Genomic DNA, 19,643 nt, shown 5'->3' on the forward strand with positions numbered 1-19,643 from the left:
GGATCTGCGCGATGTACTCTTCGGCCACGCTCTCGAAGGTATGCGCACGGGCGGTGAGGCCCTGCTTGGCCCGGTAGGTGGCCTCGTACCAGATGGAGTCAGCCCTGCGCTCGGCTTCTGCGCGGTCATCGGTATCCAGAGATCGCTTGAGCTGCCCCTGCCCTCGCACGCTGAAGCGCATCTGCCAGCGGGTGCTGCCTTTGCGTTGGAACAGCTGGTAGCGCTCAGCTTGGGCACTGGCTGGGGTGCTCACGATGCGCCCTGTCTGGTTACTGCGGTGCGGATGACTGCGCTAGAAGTGCGCTAGGCTGCTCCGTGACCCCCCACGAAACCCTTAAGGGCAAAGGACAATTTCTGGGCTGCGCTAGCACTGAGCTAACGCATAAAGCCGTTTTTACGTGGCTCAAAGAGCAAAGAAAAAGCCTGCTAAGTCATTGACCTAGCAGGCTAAAACTTTGGTAGCGAGGGAGAGATTTGAACTCCCGACACAAGGATTATGATTCCTCTGCTCTAACCAACTGAGCTACCCCGCCATGTCGCGGCGGCTGGTTCGGGCGGCCGCGACGAGATCGGCGGTATAGGGAAGTCCGCTGGCGGGTGTCAACGGGGTTCGGGCCTGGAAAACGACCCGTTCCGGGCTCCGCTCAGAGGCGGGTTCCAAGGATCTCGGCGACCTGGGGGATGTCCTTGTCGCCGCGGCCGCAGAGATTGACGACGAGTAGATGATCCTGGGGCTTCTGCGGTGCCAGTTCTCGAACCTTGGCGAGGGCATGGGCCGGCTCCAGGGCCGGGATGATGCCCTCCAGCATCGAGCACAGCTTGAAGGCGTCGAGGGCTTCCTGGTCCGTCGCCGAGAGGTAGGTGACGCGGCCGGCCTCGTGCAGCCAGGCGTGCTCGGGGCCGATTCCCGGATAGTCGAGACCGGCGGAGATCGAGTGCGCGTCGGCGATCTGCCCGTCGGCATCCTGCAGGAGGTAGGTGCGGTTGCCGTGGAGCACGCCGGGCTTGCCGCCCGACAGCGAGGCCGCGTGCAGGCCGCTGGAGATGCCGTGGCCCGCCGCCTCGACGCCGTACATCGCGACCTCGGGATCGTCGAGGAAGGGATGGAACAGCCCCATGGCGTTGGAGCCGCCACCGATGCAGGCGACCAGCGAATCCGGCAGGCGGCCCTCCATCTCCAGCATCTGCGTCCGCGTCTCGCGGCCGATGATCGACTGGAAGTCGCGCACCATCCCCGGATAGGGATGCGGCCCCGCCACGGTGCCGATGCAGTAGAAGGTGTCCTCGACGTTGGTGACCCAGTCGCGCAGGGCCTCGTTCATCGCATCCTTGAGGGTCCTAGTGCCCGACTGGACCGGCACGACCTCGGCGCCCAGCATCTTCATGCGGAAGACGTTGGGGGCTTGGCGTGCCACGTCGACGGCGCCCATGTAGACCACGCATTTCAGGCCGAAGCGCGCGCACAGGGTGGCGGTGGCGACGCCGTGCTGGCCCGCACCCGTCTCCGCGATGATGCGCGGCTTGCCCATGCGGCGGGCCAGCATGATCTGGCCGAGCACGTTGTTCACCTTGTGCGAACCGGTGTGGTTCAACTCGTCCCGCTTGAAGAAGATCTTCGCGCCGTGGCCCGGGGCGGCCTGCGCGCGCAGGTGCTCCGTCATGCGCTCGGCGTAGTAGAGCGGGCTCGGCCGGCCGACATAATGGGTCAGGTGGCCGTCCATCTCCGCCTGGAAGGCCGGATCGGCCTTCGCGGCCGTGTAGGCCGCCTCCAGGTCGAGGATCAGCGGCATCAGCGTCTCGGCCACGAAGCGTCCGCCGAAGATACCGAAGCGGCCGCGCTCGTCCGGGCCGTTGCGGAACGAGTTCGGAGGGGGAGCGATGGTCACGGGCATGGTCCTTGCGGTCGCGGATGCGTTTGGCCAACGCCTAGACCCGCGCGGGGTTCGGCGACAATGCGGCCAAGGCGCCAATCCGGGGACTCAGACCGCTTTTGCGAGGCCGGCGCAAGGGGTTGAGCCGAACGGCGATCCGCCCCGTCAGCCCCGGGCGGCGGCGATGAAGGCAGCGATGCGCTCGGGCGACTTCTCGCCCGGCCGTGTCTCCACGCCGGAGGACACGTCCACCGCGCGCAGGCCCGTGCGGGCCAGGGCTTCGGCGACGGTGCCGGGGGTGAGGCCGCCCGAGAGCATAGCGCCGTCCGGAAGGTCCGCGCCGTCCAAGATCGTCCAGTCGAAGGCTTGGCCGTTGCCGCCGGGAAGGTCGGCCCCGGGGGGCGCCTTGGCGTCGAGGAGGATGCGGTCGACATGCCGCGCGTGGGCGGCCAGCGCGGCGAGGTCGGCGCGGGTCGCGATTCCGATCGCCTTCATCACACGGCGCCCGGTCGCGGCGCGGATGGCGGCGACGCGCTCCGGGGTCTCGTGCCCGTGAAGTTGGATCCACTCGGGGTCGAAGGCCTCGACGGCGGTGGCCACCAGGGCATCGTCGGGGTCGACGAGGAGCACCACGCGCTCGGTCCGGCCCCGCGCGCGCGCCGAGAGGGCGCGGCCGATCTCCAGGCTCACGTGCCGGGGGCTTTTCGGGAAATGCACGAAGCCGACGAGGTCGGCACCCGCCGCCAGGGCGGCGTCGAGGGTCGGCGCCGTGCTCAGCCCGCAGATCTTGATCGCGATGGCGGACTTGATCGCAATGGCGGACATGGGGGCTCGGGCGTTGGGGACGGTCTCAGCGCGGCGCCGGCAGGGCGACGCGGTCCGAGGCATTGCGATAGATGCCGTTCGGGCCCTCGTTGGCCGGGGGCGGGGCGTAGGTCTTCAGGCGGGCGGTCTCGCCCTCCAGGCGACGGATCTCGCGGCGGCGCTCGGCGCTCGTGCGGCGGCTGCCCGATTGCCCGATCCAGGCGCCGCAGCCACCGAGCAGGACGCCGACTGCGACAGCGATGAACAGCAGGGCGTAGAGCGGAAGCGTCGCGCTGAAGACCGGCATGTCCGGCGAGAAGGGATCGAACGACACCCGCACCGCGTCGCGGTTGGCGACCGCGAGGGCCACCACGAGGATCGCCACGGGAAGCAGCACCAGGCCCTTGAGGAAGCGGATCATCGAGAGGAACTCCGAAAGCGTAGGAACGAGGCGACGGCCGGTCAGAATGCGGAGGCGCCCGCCTCACCGATGCCGGCCTCGTTGAGGCGCAGGCGCATCTCCTTGCCCGTCTTGAACACGGGGATGGCCTTCTCCGAGACGGCAACGGCCGCACCCGTGCGCGGGTTGCGCCCGCGCCGCGCGTCGCGGCGCTTGACCGAGAACGCGCCGAAGCCGCGCAGCTCGACGCGGTCGCCCCGGGCGAGGGCGTCCGCGATGGTGTCGAGGATCGCGTTCACGAGGGTCTCGACGTCGCGCTGATAGAGATGCGGGTTCTGCTCGGCGATCTTGAGCACGAGCTCCGACTTGATCATGCGGGGGCCTTCACGAAGTCATGCACGAAAGTGTGGGGGCGTCTCGCCTCAGCGGGCGGCATCCGCCGGACCGGGGCGCCAGAGCACGAGGAGGCCGCCCTGGGCGATCCCCGCCGTCTCGTCGCCGACCTGGCGCAGGCGCGTGGCGAGGCCGTCGAGCCCGACGAGGTCGGCGCCGATCCCGAGGGCCGACCACAGGCGGAAGTCGCTCTTGGCCGTGGGCTTCCAGTCGAGCACGGGCAGGTCCTTGGCCACACCACGCTCGGCCTCGAGCCAGGCGATGGCCTGGCGCTCGCCGCCGAGGCCGTCCACGAGCTTCAGGGGCACGCTCTGGCGCCCGCTGAAGACCCGCCCGTCGGAGACGGTGGCGAGTTCCTTGTCGTTCATCTTGCGCCGGTCGGCCACGAGGCCCTTGAACCAGGCGTAGGTGTCGCCGACGACCGCCGCGAGGGCGGCGCGGGCCTCCGGCGAGGTCGGGGTGAAGCCCGAGGGCTCGGCCTTGAGCGGGGCGGATTTCACCGACTCGACCTTGACCCCGACCTTGTCGAGGAGGCCCGACAGATCCGGATACTGGAACAGCACGCCGATGGAGCCGACGAGGGCGGTCTCGCGCGCCACGATGTGATCGGCGGCAATGGCCGCGATATAGGCCCCCGAGGCCGCCGTGCCGTCGACGAAGGCCACGATGGGCTTCTTCTCGGCCAGCGCCCGCAGGTTGCGGTAGAGTTCCTCGGAGCCGGTGGTAGTGCCGCCCGGCGACGAGATCGAGACCACCACGCCCTGGACGGCGCTCGACTCGCGCACCCGCTCGATCAGCTTGGTGGTGGATTCGCTGCCGGCGATGAAACCGCCCACCGAGATCCGCGCGATCTGGGGACGCACGCCACCGAGGCTGAGAGCATCGCCGCCGCTGCGGACCCGCAGGCCCACCGCGCCGACGGCGACCACGAGGCCACCGATGCCGAGCACCCGCCACAGGGAAAGCTTGCGGCGCAGGCGCCGGCGATCGATCAGAAGTTCGGCATCCGCGGCCATGCGCTGGTTACGCTCCCTCGCGCGCCGGCTCCGCCGGCTGATTCTTGTCCGGGCTCGAAACCCGGTCTCCACGCCTATGCGTGCGTGTGCCGAACCTTGTCCCACACTCCACGGCGATTTGCACCAAGCCTTTGGTGCGTCTCGCATCCTCGGATGGGACGAGGGGTTCCGGCCTCAGCTGTCTTCGTGTTCTAGCGCTCCCCCACGGGCGCCGACAAGGGGTGGTGCGCGCGCGAAAACGCCCGCGCGGGAGGCGATCCCACGCGGGCGTCAGCGTTTTGGCGAATCCCCGGCCCGTAAGGGCCGAGGGTCGTGGCCGCTCGGGACGATCAGTCCTGCGACTCGTCCTTGTCGTCGCTGGTGCGGGCCTTCTTGAAGGCCGCGCCCAGGATCTCGCCGAGGGAGGCACCGGAATCGGCAGAACCGAACTGGGCCATCGCCTCCTTCTCCTCGGCCATCTCGAGGGCCTTGATGGAGAGCTGGACCCGGCGCGCCTTGCGGTCGAACTGGATCACGCGGGCGTCGAACTTCTCGCCGGCGGCGAAGCGCTCGGGGCGCTGGTCGCCACGGTCGCGGGCGAGCTCGGCCCGGCGAATGAAGGTGGTGAGGTCGGTGTCGACGATCTTCACGTCGACGCCCGAATCCTTCACGTCCACCACTTCGCAGGTCACGATCTGACCCTTCTTGAGGTCACCGGCTTCCGTGAAGGGGTCGCCGCCGAGCTGCTTCACGCCGAGCGAGATGCGCTCCTTCTCGACGTCGACGTCGAGAACCTGGGCGCGCAGCATGTCGCCCTTCTTGAACTCCTCGATGACCTGCTCGCCGGGACGGTTCCAGTCGAGATCCGACAGGTGGACCATGCCGTCGACATCGCCGTCGAGGCCGATGAACAGGCCGAACTCGGTCTTGTTCTTGACCTCGCCCTCGACCTCGGAGCCCACAGGATGCTGCTGGGCGAAGGCCTCCCAGGGGTTCTGGAGGGTCTGCTTGAGGCCGAGCGAGATGCGGCGCTTGACCGGATCGACCTCGAGGATCTGCACTTCCACTTCCTGCGAGGTGGAGACGATCTTGCCGGGATGGACGTTCTTCTTCGTCCAGGACATCTCGGACACGTGGATCAGGCCCTCGATCCCCGGCTCCAGCTCCACGCCGGCGCCGTAATCGGGGATGTTGGTGACACGGCCCTTGAGCTGGGCGTCGACCGGGTAGCGCTGGGCGATGCCCTCCCACGGATCGGCGAGCAGCTGCTTGATGCCGAGCGAGATGCGGTGGGTCTCGTGGTTGATCTTGATGATCTTGACCTTGACCGTCTGGCCGATGGTCACGACCTCGGACGGGTGGTTCACGCGGCGCCACGCCATGTCGGTGACGTGGAGCAGGCCGTCGATGCCGCCGAGATCGACGAAGGCGCCGTACTCGGTGATGTTCTTGACGACGCCGTCGATGACCTGACCCTCTTCGAGGTTGGCCACGAGCTCGGAGCGCTGCTCGGCGCGGCTCTCCTCGAGGACGGTACGGCGCGACACGACGATGTTGCCGCGGCGGCGATCCATCTTGAGGATCTGGAAGGGCTGGGGCGTGCCGAGCAGGGGCGTGACGTCGCGCACGGGGCGAATGTCGACTTGGCTGCGCGGCAGGAACGCCACGGCGCCGTCGAGGTCGACGGTGTAGCCGCCCTTGACCTGGTTGAAGATCGCGCCGGTGACGCGCTCGTTGGCCTCGAAGGCCTTCTCGAGCTTGACCCAGCTCTCCTCGCGGCGCGCCTTGTCGCGCGAGATGACGGCCTCGCCGAGCGCATTCTCGATGCGGTCGACATAGACCTCGACCTCGTCGCCGACGGCGAGTTCGCCTTCGCGGCCGGGGCCGTTGAATTCCTTGAGGGCGACACGGCCTTCCGTCTTGGCGCCGATGTCGATGACGGCCACGTCCTTCTCGATCGCGACGACGCGACCCTTGACGACGGAACCTTCGGTGATCTCGTGCTCGAGGAAGCTCTCCTCGAGGAGAGCCGCGAAATCATCGCGGCTCGGGTTACGCTGCAGGGCGTTACCAGCGGTCATTCTGTCTCCTGACAGGCCTCATCGGGAGGCCGGCATCGGCGGCTCGTGTGACGGGGCACCCTCGACGTCGCCGCCCGGGGTCGCTGACCCGACGGGCTCAACCTCCCAAAAAACGGAGGGCCGACGCATTCTCAAACGATGGTCGAGAGCGATCCTCCAACAGGGGCGCGGCCCGGGACGTGAGCCCGAGCCTCGTCGAATCCAATCGGAGAACGGCCTCGGCATAGCCGATCGCAGGACGGCGGGCAATATCGCCGTGAGGAGAGGGTGATCGCCGCGACGGGGTTCAGACGACCGCCGCATCTGCGGTGCTGCGCAGCCAGACCGCCGAGGCAATGGCGAGGGGCTCCAGGGGCAGCATGACCCGGCCGTGCCGGCGGCCCCAGAGCTCGATCCCGTCGAGGCGGACCTCGCGGATCGCCAGCCAGGCGCCGAACGGGAAGGTCGCGTCGGTCCCCTCCTCCGGCCCGAAGCACTCCTCGAACGCGAGCGGGTCGATCATGATCTCGTCGTAGCGGGACAGGTGATCCGTCATCGAGACCTTGGAGCGGAACAGCACCCGGTCCCGGTGGTACGACGAGAAGCACGGCTCGAATTCCGTGAGGGTGACCCAGAGCTTGCCGCCGATGCGCAGGTAGGGCGGATTGGGGCCCGCCTCACTGAAATTCGCCGGACTCCAGCCCGCGTCGCTCATCAGGGATTCGGCGAGCGTCACCGGCTCGGAGGCGTGATGGATCGCGCCAAGGCCCCAGGCCGCGTCGGCGTCCGGCGCATGCGCGCCGCCCCCATACCCACCCGGCACCAACCCCTGCGGCGGTTCCGTTGCGACGGTCTGGCCGGTCATGGCGTCCCCTGAAACGTGGCCTCGCGACGATAAGGGGTGCGATATTACGCAGCTTCCGATCGCGAACACCAGATGCCAGGAAAAAACGCTTCAAAAACTCCGGTTATTCTGCCGGTTGTCCGCGAGGTCGAAGCCGCGGGGTTCAGGTCAGGCCGAGTTGCGCCAGGGTCTCGGCCACCGCGCGCCGGGCCGGCTCGGGCAGCGGCAACAGGGGACGCGGCAGTTCCGGTCGTCCGAAACCCAGGATCGTCGCGGCGGCGTAGATCACCCGCAGGCTCGAATGCGCCCTGAAGAGCGCCCAGAGCGGCTCCATCGCCGCATCGAGGCGGCGCGCCTCCTCGGCGTCTCCCGTCTGGACGGCACGCAGGATCGCTCCGCAGGGTTCCGGGAAGAGGCCGGCGGCGACGCTGTACCAGACCGTGCCGCCGGCCAGCAGCGCCTCCGTGGCGTGCCAGTCGCCGCTGAATCCGATGGAGAGACCCGGGCCCACCGCGTTGCGCAGGGCCGCGAAGTGGGCGGCGATGCCGGGCACGGGCGAGGCCGGGCTCTTGATCGCGATCACGCCGGGAATCCGGCTGAGGCGACCCGCCAGATCGGGGCCGATCGCCACGTGGGTGGTGCCGGGATTGTCGTAGATACAGAGTGGCAGGCCGCTCTCCCGCGCCACCACGGTGAAGTGCTCGACGATCTCGTCCTCGGTGAGCGGCGTGTAGGACACCACCGCGAGCAGTCCCACCGATGCTCCGATGGCCCTGGCATCCTGGGCGATCCGTACGGCCTCGTCCGTGCGCAGGGCACCGACGCCGACGAGGATCGGCACGCGGCCGGCCACCGTCTCCACCGCGACCTCCAGCGCCTGGCGGCGCACGTCGCGGGTCAGGTAGGGGTAGCTGCCCGTGCTGCCGAGGAGGCCGATCGAGGCGACCGACGGCGTGACGAGGCGCGTGAGCAGGCGGGACAGGGCCCCGCCGTCGAGCCGTCCTGCGGCGTCGCAGGGCGTGATCGGGAAGGCCGACACACCCTCCGGCATCGTCTCCGTCAGCATCAGGCCGCTCCCCGCGTGCTCGTCACCGCCCTGCCCCATCAGCCGGTCCGAAAATCCGGCGGCGGGCGGTTCTGGCTAGTCCTCGTCTTCTTCGGTGCTGCGCATGCCTTTGAGCTTGGCGAACACCGAATCGGCGTTGAGCTTCTCGTCGCGGGCGGTGCGGTGGTGCTCGTCGGCCTCGGTGTAGTCGGTGGCCGTCGAGACCTCGGTCGGCAGCAAGGTCGCGCCGCCATCCACCGGCATGTTGGCCGGGCGATCCTTGGCCGAGCGCTGAACCTCGAAATCGAGGTCGATCTGCGTGCAGAGGCCGAGGGTCACGGGGTCCATCGGCTGGAGCGAGGCCGAGTTCCAGTGGCTGCGCTCGCGGATCTGCTGGATCGTCGACTTGGTGGTGCCCACGAGCCGGATGATCTGGGCGTCCTTGAGCTCGGGGTGATTGCGCAGCAGCCAGAGGATGGCGTTCGGCCGGTCCTGGCGGCGCGAGAGGGGCGTGTAGCGCGGGCCCTTGGTGGTGCGCTTGACCTCGGGCAGCTTCACCTTCGAGACCGCGACCTTCAGCTTGTAGTTCGGGCTTTTCTGCGCCTTCTCGATCTCGTCGCGGGTCAGCTGGTTGGTGGTAATCGGGTCGAGGCCCTTGATGCCGGCCGCGACCTCGCCGTCGGCGATGCCCTTCACCTCGAGGGGGTGGAGCTTGCAGAAATCGGCGATCTGCTCGAAGGCCAGCGAGGTGTTCTCCACCAGCCATACGGCGGTGGCCTTCGGCATCAGCGGACCTTGCGACATCGGGCTACTCCAACAGGTTCGTGCGGGACGGGTCTCGGGGCGCCGCCGACAGGGCGTCGCTCGCTCCGGCCCGAGACCGGCCGGCAGCATCCCGTCTCAACGCTGCAATAGGGAAGCGCCGTCTATACAGGTTCCTGTGGGGTCTGCGCAATTGCGATCCGTCGGCTCCCGGACGAACGCGTCCGGCCGATCCTCGCCCTCGATCGTCGGGGGGCCTCAGGTGAAGAGGCTCGACACGCTCGATTCGGTCGCGGTCCGGCCGATGGCCTCGCCGAGCAGCGGCGCGATGGTGGCCACCCGGATGTTGCGGGCGAGCTTGACGGCCTGGGTCGGCTGGATCGAATCCGTGATCACCAGTTCCTTCATCCGCGAGGCGGCGATGCGCGAGACGGCACCGCCCGAGAGCACTCCGTGCGTGATGTAGGCGGAGACGTCCTTGGCACCGGCATTCAGCAGGGCTTCGGCCGCGTTCACCAGCGTGCCGCCGGAATCGACGATGTCGTCCACGAGGATGCAGGAGCGGCCCTCGACCTCGCCGATGATGTTCATCACCTCGGACTCGCCGGGGCGCTCGCGGCGCTTGTCGACGATGGCCAGCGTCGCGTCGATGCGCTTGGCGATGGCGCGGGCGCGGACCACGCCGCCGACATCCGGCGAGACCACCATCCAGTCCTTCGGGTCGAGTCGCTCCTTGATGTCGCGCACCTTCACGGGCGCGGCGAACAGGTTGTCGGTGGGGATGTCGAAGAAGCCCTGGATCTGGCCGGCATGCAGGTCGAGGGTCATCACGCGGTCGGCGCCGGCCTCGGTGATGAGGTTGGCGACCAGCTTGGCCGAGATCGGGGTGCGGCCGGAGGTGCGCCGGTCCTGGCGGGCATAGCCGAAATACGGGATCACGGCGGTGATGCGCCGCGCCGAGGAGCGCCGGGCCGCATCGATCATGATGAGCAATTCCATCAGGTGATCGTTGGCCGGGAACGAGGTCGACTGGACGATGAAGACGTCCTCGCCGCGCACGTTCTCCTGGAGTTCGACGAAGATCTCCATGTCGGCGAAGCGCCGGACCATGCATTTCGCCAGCGGCAATTCGAGATAGGCCGCGATGGCCTCGGCCAGGGGCCGGCTCGCATTGCCGGCGATGATCTTGATCGAGGACTTCATGCCGGGGTCTTCATCTCGCGATCCTTGAGGCCCGTCCCATGATCGACGGCCGGGCCTTCACGCTGCGGGGTCCATAACAGCCGCAGGAGGGGCGTCACAATGCCTTCACCCAAGTTACAGGCATTCAAAGTTACGGACACCCAAGTTCAGGATGTCCGCGCGATGAGCCCTGATGTCACGGATTACGGCTCGAGCAGCCGATGCAGGTGCACGATGAAGTAGCGTGTCTGCGCGCTGTCCACCGTGGATTGTGCCTTGGCTTTCCAGGCGGTCTGCGCCGACGCGTAGTCCGGAAAGATGCCGACGATGTCGAGACCTTTCACGTCGCGAAAGTTCACCCCGTCGAGGCTCTCCAATTCGCCGCCGAAGACGAGGTGCAGCTTCTGCGCGCTGTCGATCGTCGTGGTCATCCCGCATCTCCTCTGCCGGGCTCGGCCCTGCGCTGGCAGGCACGAGCCGTGCCGCCGGTGCGGTCGCAAACGCGGCCGGGTTCGTCAACCCGGCGGGCGTGCCGGGGAACACGTGCACGCGGTGCCTGCGGCGCATGGCACCGGGACGTTGCGCACGGGTCACCGTTCAGAGGTCGAACAGGCTGCCCTGCCGGGTCGGCGGGGGCGCGGTGGCGGCCTCCGCCTGCGCGATCCTCGGCGTCTCGGCCTTCTTCGCGCCAGCCCGCTTCGGCGCCGCTTTCCGGCGCACGGCCTGACCGGGATCGCCCTCCGGCGGACCGGCCGGTTCCGGGCCGGTGGCCATCGCCGGGGATCCAGCCTCCGCCCGCACGCCGACCGTGCCGTCGGAAAACTCGAGGATCATGTGCGCCCTCGCCTCGGCGGCCGCGCGGACCGGCGTCCCGTCGACGTCGCGCACCAGCGCGTAGCCACGGGCCAACACCGCCCGGTAGCTCAGCGAGCCGAGGAGCCCCGCCAACCCGGCGAGGCGGTCGGCGCGCCGTTCGGTGAGGCGCGCGCCGGCCTGGACCAAGCGCGCCTGGAGGGCGCCGAGGCGGTCGCGGCTGCGGGCCTGATCCGTGCGGGCGCGACCCAGGGTGCCGTCTCGGGCGACGACGAGGCGGCGCCCGAGATAGGCCAGTTTCTCGCCCTTGCGCGCGGTGTCGTGGCGCAGGGCCGATCCGGAGCGGTCGCCGATGCGCGCCAGGCGTCCGCGCGCCTGGGCCAGCGCCAGGGTCGGCGGATGCCGGGCGAAACGCTCCACGAGGCGCGACACGCGCAGGCGAAACACCCGGGCGTTGCCGGCGAGCGCCGGGCCGAGGCGGGCCTCCGCGAGGTCGAGGCGCTGGCGCTTGGCCGCCAGGAAGGCATCGACGTCCGGCATCGCCCGCACCAGGGCGCGCAGGTCGCTGCGCTCCCGGTCGAGGCGACGCAGCACCGCCTCCCGCTGCCGGCGCCCGAGGTCGACCACCTCCGCGATGAGGTCTGCGCGCACCGGCACTGCCATCTCGGCGGCCCCCGTGGGCGTCGGTGCGCGACGGTCCGAGACGAAGTCGATCAGGGTGGTGTCGGTCTCGTGGCCCACCGCCGAGATCAGCGGAATCGTGGATTCCGAAGCCGCGCGGACGACGCATTCCTCGTTGAAGGCCCAGAGATCCTCGATCGAGCCGCCCCCTCGCGCCACGATGAGGACGTCGGGGCGCGGGATCGGTCCGTTGGGGGCGAGCGCGTTGAAGCCCCGGATCGCGGCGGCGATCTCCTCGGCGGCGCCCTCCCCCTGGACCCGGACCGGCCAGACCAGCACGGGCCGCGGGAAGCGGTCCTCCAGCCGGTGCAGGATGTCGCGAATGACGGCGCCGGTGGGCGAGGTCACGACCCCGACCACGCGTGGCAGGTAGGGGATCGCCCGCTTTCGCTCGGCCGCGAACAGTCCTTCGGCGGCTAGTAGGCGCTTGCGCTCCTCCAACAGCGCCATCCACGCGCCGATGCCGGCGGGCTCCAGGGTCTCGATGACGATCTGGTAGGAGGATTTGCCCGGGAATGTGGTGATCCGCCCGGTGGCGACGACCTCGAGCCCCTCCTGCGGCCGCTGGCGCAGGCGGTTGAAGGTGCCCTTCCAGACGACCGCGTCGATCCGGGCATTGCCGTCCTTCAGGGAGAAGTAGGCATGTCCCGAGCCGTGCTGCCCACGAAAGCCCGAGATTTCGCCGCGTAGACGCACATGCCCGAACGCGTCCTCCAGGGTCCGCTTCAGGGCGGAGGCGAGGTCCCCAACGGACCATTCCGGCACGTTGGACACGGTGCCGGTGGAGACGGCGGCTTTGGCGGGCGGAGGGGGAACGGCCATGGCGGCGGACGCTAGGGCCACGCTTGCCACAGGTAAAGCGGACGTCGCGCGTCCAACGTTCACATCAGGATCGACAGGATCAGCAGGACGGAGACGATCGGGACGGCGCTGACGGCAAGCGCCATGCGCCAGATCGGCAGGCCATCGACGGGCCGGTTGTCGTTCGCGGCGTGGACCGAAACACGGCCTCGCGTCACGTAATGCGACAAGACCACCCGCATGGACGGGGGCGGTGCCATCGAAAGCGGAGAGGATTTGCGACAGCTTGGCATGATCCTCACCAACGTCGCCTCGATTGGTTCGTTCCGCACCAACTCACGAGAACTTCCTTCCCCGGCATAGGTTCAACGCAGACCGTGGCCAATTCGCGATGCCTCTCAGTCGCGATGGCACCCATTCGCGTCGCCTCCAAACCGCACTTCCCGTGCACAGGCGCGGCCCACGGGACAAAACGGACTTTTCAACGAACCGCTTTTGGGGAACATCACCCCCATGAACATCCTCCTCATCGGCGCGGGTGGGCGTGAGCACGCCCTGGCCTACGCCATCGCCAAGAGCCCGCTCTGCGCACGCCTCTTCACGGCGCCGGGCAATCCGGGGACCGCCGCCTTCGGCGAGAACCGGCCCGACCTCGCTGTCAAGGATCACGCTGCCGTGCGCGCCTTCTGCGCGGATGAGCGCATCGGCCTCGTGGTGGTCGGCCCGGAGGCGCCCCTGGTGGCGGGCCTCGTCGACGACCTCCAGGCGGCGGGCATCCGCGCCTTCGGGCCGACCCGGGCCGCCGCGCAGCTCGAGGGCTCCAAGGGCTTCACCAAGGATCTCTGCGCCGAGGTCGGCATCCCCACCGCCGCCTTCGCGCGGTTCCGGGCCCTCGAACCGGCCCTGGCCTACCTCGCGCAGCAGGGCGCGCCCATCGTTGTGAAGGCGGATGGCCTCGCGGCCGGCAAGGGCGTTGTCGTGGCCGAGACCCTGGACCAGGCGGAGGCCGCGGTGCGTGCCCTGTTCGAGGAGCCCGGTGCCGAGATCGTCATCGAGGAATGCCTGTTCGGCGAGGAGGCGAGCTTCTTCGCCCTCTGCGACGGCACCCGCGCGGTGTCGGTGGGCACGGCCCAGGACCACAAGCGGGTCTTCGACGGGGATCGCGGGCCCTACACCGGCGGCATGGGCGCCTACTCGCCGGCCACCATCCTCACCCCCGCCCTGGAGCGGGAGGTGATGGAGACGATCATCGGCCCGACCCTCGACGGCATGCGGGCCCGGGGCACCCCCTTCACCGGCATCCTCTATGCGGGCCTGATGCTGACCGCCGACGGGCCGAAGCTGATCGAGTACAACACCCGCTTCGGCGACCCCGAGGCGCAGGTCTTGATGCCCCGCCTCGCCTCGGACCTCGTGCCGGCCCTGCTCGCCGCCTGCGAGGGCGACGTGTCCGGGATCAGCCTCGAATTCGACGCGCATCGCGCGGCGCTGACCGTGGTCATGGCGGCGGCGGGTTATCCCGGCACCGTGATGCGCGGGTCCGAGATCCGGGGCATCGAGGCGGCGGGGGAAAGCGACGCGGTCGTGGTGTTCCAGGCCGGCACCCGCGCCGAGGGCGGGCGGCTGCTGGCCGATGGCGGGCGCGTGCTCGCGGTCACGGCGCTGGGGGAGACTATGATGGAGGCCCAGGCCCGCGCCTACGCCGCCATTGCGCGGATCGACTGGCCGGAGGGCTTCTGCCGCCGGGACATCGGCCGCCGCGCCGTGGCCCGCGAGGTCGCGGGCGGGGGCATCTAGGGCGCGGCGCCTTCAGCGCTTCTTGTTGCCGCGCGGGCCAGTCGGGACGATCGTGTTTCCGCGATTCTCCGCCCGCAGGGTGCGCCAGCGCGAGACCCGCTCCGGATCGAGGCGGCCCTCCGCCACGGCGGCCTGGACCGCGCAGCCGGGCTCGTGGGCGTGGGTGCAGTCCCGGAACCGGCAATCGGGCGCCAGTTCGGTGATCTCGGCAAACAGCGTGTCGATGCCTTCCGCCGCGTCGCCGAGCTGGAGCGAGCGGATGCCCGGGGTGTCGATCACCCAGCCGCCGCCCGCGATGGCGTGGAGCGAGCGGGACGTGGTGGTGTGCCGGCCCTTGGCGTCGTGCTCGCGGATGCCCCCCGTCGCCTGGGGCGCATCCCCATCCGGTCCGACCAGGGTGTTGACCAGGGTCGACTTGCCCACTCCGGACGAGCCGACCACCGCCACGGTGCGGCCCGGGCCGCACCAGGGGGCGAGATGCGTCGATGCCTCGGCGACGCGCGGGTTCACGATGACGACGCTCAGGTCCCGCTGGAGCGCCCTCGCCTCGCGGCGATAGCGCTCGGCATCGCCTGCCACATCCGCCTTGGTCAGCACGATGACGGGTTCCGCGCCGCCCTGGTTGGCGAGCGCGAGGTAGCGCTCCAGGCGGGTCGGGTTGAAGTCCGCGTTGCAGGACGTGACGACGAACAGCGCGTCGACATTCGCCGCCGCGAGCTGCGGCACGGCGCTGCCCTCGCGCCGGCGCTCCAGCACCGTGCGGCGATCGAGGCGACGGCGCAGCAACTGGGTTCCGGGCTCGACGAGGACCCAGTCGCCCACCGCGTAATCGCCGGTGTTGGTGTGGACCGGAAGCACGAGCTTCACCGGGCCGGCCTCCGAGAGGCTTCCCATGCGCGCGCGATGCACGGTCGCGATGCGCTGCGGCTCGAGAGCCGCCTCGTCGGGCCGGCACTGCTCCGCGAAGAAGCCGGACCAGCCGAGGCCGGCGAGGGTGGGGGCGTCCGTCACGGCTTCACCCCCGCCGACCCGCCTGCGACCAGGAGACCTGCGCCACCGTCGACGCCGTATCCCGACCGACGGTGACGTCCCCGGGCGCTCAAGCGGCGAGCCGCGTCAGCGCCTCGGTGATCTTTTCCAGCCGGGCGGCCTCCGCGTCGCGGCGCTCGCGCTGCTCGTCCACCACCTCGTCGGGGGCGCGGGCGAGGAAGTCGGCATTCCCGAGCTTGGCCTCGATCTTGGCGATCTCGGCGACAGCCTTGGCGGCCTCCTTCTTCAGGCGGGCGACCTCGGCGGCGAGATCGACGATGCCCTCGAGGGGCAGGGCCGCCACCGATCCGCGCACCAGCAACTGCACCGAGTTCTTCGGGGCACTCGCTTCGAAGCGGATCTCGGAGAGCCGCGCGAGGCGGATCAGCGTGTCGCTCCAGCGCGTGGCGCGGGCCTGTGTGGCCTCGTCGGCCCCGACCACCACGAGGGGAATCTGCGCGGCGGCCGGCACGTTAGTCTCCGAGCGGGCCGAGCGGATCTCGGAGACGAGATCCACCAGCCAGCCCACCTCGGCCTCGGAGTTCGGGTCGTTCAGGGCGGCGAGGTCCGGCCAGGGGGCGAGGGCGAGGAGGCCTCGATCCGCAACGCCTTCGCCCTTGATCGCCCAGAGTTCCTCGGTGAGGAACGGCATGAACGGATGCAGCAGCTTGGCGATCTGGTCGATCAGGAACGCGACGGTGGCCTGGGTCTCTTCCCGCAGGCCCGCATCGACCCCCTCCCCCTGCAGGACCGGCTTGGCGAGTTCCAGGTACCAGTCACAGAAGATGTTCCAGACGAAACGGTAGGCCGCCGCCGCCGCGTCGTTGAAGCGATAGGCGTCGAGCGCCGCCGTGACCTCGGCCACCGCGCGGGCGGCCTCTCCGAGCGCCCAGCGGTTGAGCGACTCGGTGGCCGCCTCCGGGCGGTAATCGGCGCGCAAGGTGCAGCCGTTCATCTCGGCAAAGCGCGAGGCGTTCCAGAGCTTCGTCGCGAAGTTGCGGTAGCCCTCGACCCGGTTCACCGCGAGCTTGATGTCGCGCCCCTGCGCCGCCATCGCGGCCAGCGTGAAGCGCAGGGCATCCGCCCCGTACTGATCGATGAGCCCGAGGGGGTCGACCACGTTGCCCTTGGATTTCGACATCTTGGCGCCGGAGGCATCGCGCACCAGGGTGTGCAGGTAGACCGTGTCGAAGGGCACCCGGTCGGTGACGTGAAGGCCGAGCATCATCATCCGGGCGACCCAGAAAAAGATGATGTCCTTGCCGGTCACCAGTGTGTTGGTCGGGTAGTGGCGCGCGAGTTCCGGGGTCTCGTCCGGCCAGCCGAGCGTCGAGAACGGCCAGAGGGCGGAGGAGAACCAGGTGTCGAGGACGTCCTCGTCCCGGCGCAGGGTCACGGGCTTGCCGTGCTTCGCGTCGGCCTGCCCTTGCGCTTCGGATTCGCTCGCCGCGACGAAGATGCCGCCCGCCTCGTCGTACCAGACCGGGATCTGGTGGCCCCACCAGAGCTGGCGCGAGATGCACCAGGGCTCAATGTTCTCCAGCCACTGGAAGAAGGTCTTCTCGTAGTTCTCCGGCACGAACTTCGTTTGGCCGGCGCGCACCGCCTGCAGCGCGCGCTCGGCCAGCGGCTTCACGTTCACGTACCACTGGTCCGTGAGGTAGGGCTCGATGACGACGTTCGAGCGGTCCCCGTGCGGGACCGCGTGGGTGTTGGGCTCGACGAGCCGCAGGCGCTCGCGGACCTCCATCAGTTCGACCACGCGCTTTCGCGCCGCGAAACGGTCGAGGCCGTGCAGGGCCAGCGCCTCGGGCTCAGGTGCCGCGTCGGCGAGGAAAGCCGCGTTGCCGTCGAGGGTTATGCGGGCTTCCGCATCCAGGATGTTGATCGGAATGCAGCCGGCGCGGCGGCCCACCTCGAAATCGTTGAAGTCGTGCGCGGGCGTGATCTTGACCGCGCCGGTGCCCTTCTCGGGGTCGGAATAGGTGTCGGCCACGATGGGGATCAGGCGCCCGACCAGGGGCAGGCGCACGTTCCGTCCGACGAGGTGGGTGTAGCGCTGGTCCTCCGGATGGACCGCCACCGCCGTGTCGCCGAGCATCGTCTCGGGCCGCGTGGTCGCCACCGTGATGACCTCGCCGGTTTCCATGCCGGCCTCGTCCACGATCGGGTAGTCGAAGTGCCAGAGTTGGCCCTTCACCTCGACCTGCAGCACTTCGAGGTCGGAGATCGCGGTCTGGAACTTCGGGTCCCAGTTCACGAGCCGCTTGTCGCGGTAGATCAGCCCCTGCGCGTGGAGATCGACGAAGGTCTTGGTGACGGCGCGGACCATCTGGTCGTCGGGGGCCCCCGACACGCCCATGGTGAAGCGCTCGCGCGACCAGTCACAGGAGGCGCCGAGCCGCTTCAACTGGTTGACGATGGCCCCGCCCGATTCCGCCTTCCAGGCCCAGACCTTCTCGACGAAGGCCGCACGGCCGAGTTCGCGCCGGCCGGGCTCGCCGGCCTCCGCCAGGCGGCGCTCCACCACCATCTGGGTGGCGATGCCGGCATGGTCCGTGCCCGGCTGCCAGAGCACGTCGCGCCCGCGCATGCGCTCGAAGCGGCAGAGGATGTCCTGCAGGGTGTTGTTGAGGGCGTGCCCCATGTGCAGGCTGCCGGTCACGTTCGGCGGCGGGATCACCATGGTGAAGGGCGTCGCCCCGGCCCGCTCAGGCCGACCCGCCTTGAAGGCGCCGCCCGTCTCCCAGGCGGCGGCAATGCGCGCCTCGACGGCGGCGGGGTCGAAGGTCTTGTCCATCATGGGCGGGGTCGGTTCACGTGTTGGATCAGCGGGGTTGGCCCGCTTTCAACCCGTCGGGCCCTCTCCGTCAACACGCGAGCCCCGCGTTTTCACGCGGGGGCGATCCGCACAGGCTTCAGCGACCCCGGGCGACGCGCTCGATCTCGGCACGGACCAGCCGCTCGACCATGCTCGGCAGGTTCTCGTCGAGCCAGCCCTTGAGCATCGGGCGGAGCATGTCCTGGACGAGGTCCTCCAGCGTGCGGGCCTGGCTGCTCATCACCGTGTGCGAGAGCATGTGGAAGGCCTGCGCGACGCTGGCGTCCGTCACGGCCGAGGTGAGGCGCTCGGTCGGGGTCGGTTCCGGCGCGCGGGGCTCGGCACGGGGCTCGGGTTGCGGCGCCGGGCGCGGCGGCTCGATCGGGGCGGCAGCCCGCGGGGGCGTGAGTGGCTCGGGTTCCGGCTCCTCGTCGTCGTCGAAGGAGATCGCGTCGAAGTCGATCTGCCCGTCCTCGATCGGCTCCTTGCGGAACGCGATCTCGGGCTCGTCGAGGAGCACGGGCTTGCGGATCGGCTGGGCGATCTCGGCGAGATCGAGCACGTCGTCGTTCTCGGGCAGCGGCGCGGAATGCTGCGGCGCCACCACCTCGGCCTTGGCGTTCTGGTCGTCCGCGATGATGCGGCGGATCGAGGCGAGGATCTCCTCCATGGAGGGTTCCTGCGCCTTTTCCGGCACCTTGGGGCTCGCTGCACTCATCCGGACGATGCTCGGGGTCTAGGGTAAACGATCGATGAAGACAGCGAGTATTTCACGCTCCTACCCCGATACAAGCGCCGGCTACCGCACGGAGCGGGATAAGCCCGCGCCGTCCCCGGCCTGTTACCGGCCGTCCGGCGTGCGCACGCCGTACCAGAGGTCCTTGACCTGATCGAAGTGCTCGCGGGGGCTGTAGACCGCCACCGGCAGCGCCGTGAAGCGCACGGTGAGGCGGCCCACCGCCTGGACGACGCCGTAGGAGAAGATCACCCGGTCGCGCTGGGCGAGGATGAGGTTGGTGCGGGCGTTCAGCAGCTCCTGCTGCGCGTTCAGGACGTCGAGCGTGGTGCGTTGGCCGACGCGGGCCTCCTCGCGCACGCCGTTCAGCGCCACTTCGTTGGCCTGAACCTGCGCCTGCGAGGCGATGACCTGGGCCTTGGAGGCTTCGAGGCGGCCCCAGGCGGTGACGATCGCCGAGCGCACCTGGTCGCGGGTGTCTTCCGCGTCGAGGCGGCGCTGACCCACCGTCTCCTTGGCCTGGCGGATCTGCGAGTACGTCTGGCCACCCTCGTAGATCGGGATCGTCAGGCGGCCGACGATCGAGGCGCTGACCGCGTTGTCGCCGGG

At 69.6% G+C, this 19,643-nt stretch carries 18 protein-coding genes, 1 tRNA gene and 1 pseudogene; 1 reads left to right on the top strand and 19 read right to left on the bottom strand.

Going from position 1 to position 19,643, the window contains the following annotated elements:
• The 15 genes and pseudogenes from JWQ05_RS01760 to JWQ05_RS01830 form a co-directional block, all read right to left on the bottom strand.
• Window positions 1-253 (bottom strand): annotated as a pseudogene (locus JWQ05_RS01760) (site-specific integrase); the annotation flags it as partial.
• Between the two features lie 203 nt (window positions 254-456).
• Window positions 457-533: transfer RNA gene (locus tag JWQ05_RS01765), tRNA-Met, on the bottom strand.
• Window positions 534-644: 111 nt separating this feature from the next.
• A complete protein-coding gene (gene trpB / locus JWQ05_RS01770; RefSeq protein ID WP_299653558.1) occupies window positions 645-1,886 on the bottom strand; it encodes a tryptophan synthase subunit beta in 1,242 nt (413 codons plus the stop codon).
• A 150-nt stretch (window positions 1,887-2,036) separates the two neighbouring features.
• Entirely contained in the window at window positions 2,037-2,696 is a 660-nt protein-coding gene (locus JWQ05_RS01775; RefSeq protein ID WP_299653561.1) for a phosphoribosylanthranilate isomerase, read from the bottom strand.
• Window positions 2,697-2,721: 25 nt separating this feature from the next.
• Window positions 2,722-3,096 (bottom strand): LapA family protein, encoded by a 375-nt coding sequence (locus JWQ05_RS01780; RefSeq protein WP_299653563.1) that lies wholly within the window; start codon window positions 3,094-3,096, stop codon window positions 2,722-2,724.
• Between the two features lie 41 nt (window positions 3,097-3,137).
• Window positions 3,138-3,449 carry an integration host factor subunit beta gene (ihfB, locus tag JWQ05_RS01785; protein ID WP_299653566.1) on the bottom strand — a complete coding sequence of 104 codons (312 nt, stop codon included), beginning with the start codon at window positions 3,447-3,449 and terminating at the stop codon, window positions 3,138-3,140.
• Between the two features lie 48 nt (window positions 3,450-3,497).
• Complete coding sequence (gene sppA / locus JWQ05_RS01790; RefSeq protein WP_299653569.1) at window positions 3,498-4,484, bottom strand: signal peptide peptidase SppA; 987 nt, start codon at window positions 4,482-4,484, stop codon at window positions 3,498-3,500.
• Window positions 4,485-4,813: 329 nt separating this feature from the next.
• Entirely contained in the window at window positions 4,814-6,544 is a 1,731-nt protein-coding gene (gene rpsA, locus JWQ05_RS01795; RefSeq protein WP_299653572.1) for a 30S ribosomal protein S1, read from the bottom strand.
• A gap of 286 nt (window positions 6,545-6,830) precedes the next feature.
• A complete protein-coding gene (locus JWQ05_RS01800; RefSeq protein WP_299653575.1) occupies window positions 6,831-7,388 on the bottom strand; it encodes a hypothetical protein in 558 nt (185 codons plus the stop codon).
• Window positions 7,389-7,530: 142 nt separating this feature from the next.
• Window positions 7,531-8,433 carry a dihydrodipicolinate synthase family protein gene (locus tag JWQ05_RS01805; RefSeq protein WP_299653578.1) on the bottom strand — a complete coding sequence of 301 codons (903 nt, stop codon included), beginning with the start codon at window positions 8,431-8,433 and terminating at the stop codon, window positions 7,531-7,533.
• Window positions 8,434-8,508: 75 nt separating this feature from the next.
• On the bottom strand, window positions 8,509-9,216 hold the full coding sequence (locus JWQ05_RS01810) for a cell cycle transcriptional regulator TrcR (RefSeq protein WP_299653580.1): 708 nt from the start codon (window positions 9,214-9,216) through the stop codon (window positions 8,509-8,511).
• Between the two features lie 216 nt (window positions 9,217-9,432).
• Complete coding sequence (locus JWQ05_RS01815; protein WP_056097113.1) at window positions 9,433-10,377, bottom strand: ribose-phosphate pyrophosphokinase; 945 nt, start codon at window positions 10,375-10,377, stop codon at window positions 9,433-9,435.
• A gap of 182 nt (window positions 10,378-10,559) precedes the next feature.
• Entirely contained in the window at window positions 10,560-10,787 is a 228-nt protein-coding gene (locus JWQ05_RS01820; RefSeq protein ID WP_238225282.1) for a DUF4170 domain-containing protein, read from the bottom strand.
• A gap of 166 nt (window positions 10,788-10,953) precedes the next feature.
• Complete coding sequence (gene xseA / locus JWQ05_RS01825; protein WP_299653597.1) at window positions 10,954-12,672, bottom strand: exodeoxyribonuclease VII large subunit; 1,719 nt, start codon at window positions 12,670-12,672, stop codon at window positions 10,954-10,956.
• 59 nt (window positions 12,673-12,731) lie between these two features.
• Complete coding sequence (locus JWQ05_RS01830; RefSeq protein ID WP_299653600.1) at window positions 12,732-12,911, bottom strand: hypothetical protein; 180 nt, start codon at window positions 12,909-12,911, stop codon at window positions 12,732-12,734.
• Window positions 12,912-13,164: 253 nt separating this feature from the next.
• On the opposite strand from JWQ05_RS01830, the gene purD reads away from it, so the two are divergent.
• Complete coding sequence (gene purD / locus JWQ05_RS01835; protein ID WP_299653603.1) at window positions 13,165-14,448, top strand: phosphoribosylamine--glycine ligase; 1,284 nt, start codon at window positions 13,165-13,167, stop codon at window positions 14,446-14,448.
• Between the two features lie 12 nt (window positions 14,449-14,460).
• Here purD and rsgA read toward each other — a convergent pair whose 3' ends face one another.
• The 4 genes from rsgA to JWQ05_RS01855 all read right to left on the bottom strand — a co-directional run.
• Window positions 14,461-15,459 (bottom strand): ribosome small subunit-dependent GTPase A, encoded by a 999-nt coding sequence (rsgA, locus tag JWQ05_RS01840; RefSeq protein ID WP_299653606.1) that lies wholly within the window; start codon window positions 15,457-15,459, stop codon window positions 14,461-14,463.
• An 88-nt stretch (window positions 15,460-15,547) separates the two neighbouring features.
• Window positions 15,548-18,280 (bottom strand): valine--tRNA ligase, encoded by a 2,733-nt coding sequence (locus JWQ05_RS01845; protein ID WP_299653609.1) that lies wholly within the window; start codon window positions 18,278-18,280, stop codon window positions 15,548-15,550.
• 115 nt (window positions 18,281-18,395) lie between these two features.
• Complete coding sequence (locus JWQ05_RS01850; protein WP_299653612.1) at window positions 18,396-19,016, bottom strand: PopZ family protein; 621 nt, start codon at window positions 19,014-19,016, stop codon at window positions 18,396-18,398.
• A gap of 123 nt (window positions 19,017-19,139) precedes the next feature.
• The coding region (locus tag JWQ05_RS01855) for a TolC family protein (RefSeq protein ID WP_299653615.1) at window positions 19,140-19,643 on the bottom strand (504 nt) is incomplete at its 5' end.

The organism is Methylobacterium sp. (genome assembly GCF_028290105.1).
Classification (GTDB): Bacteria; Pseudomonadota; Alphaproteobacteria; order Rhizobiales; family Beijerinckiaceae; genus Methylobacterium.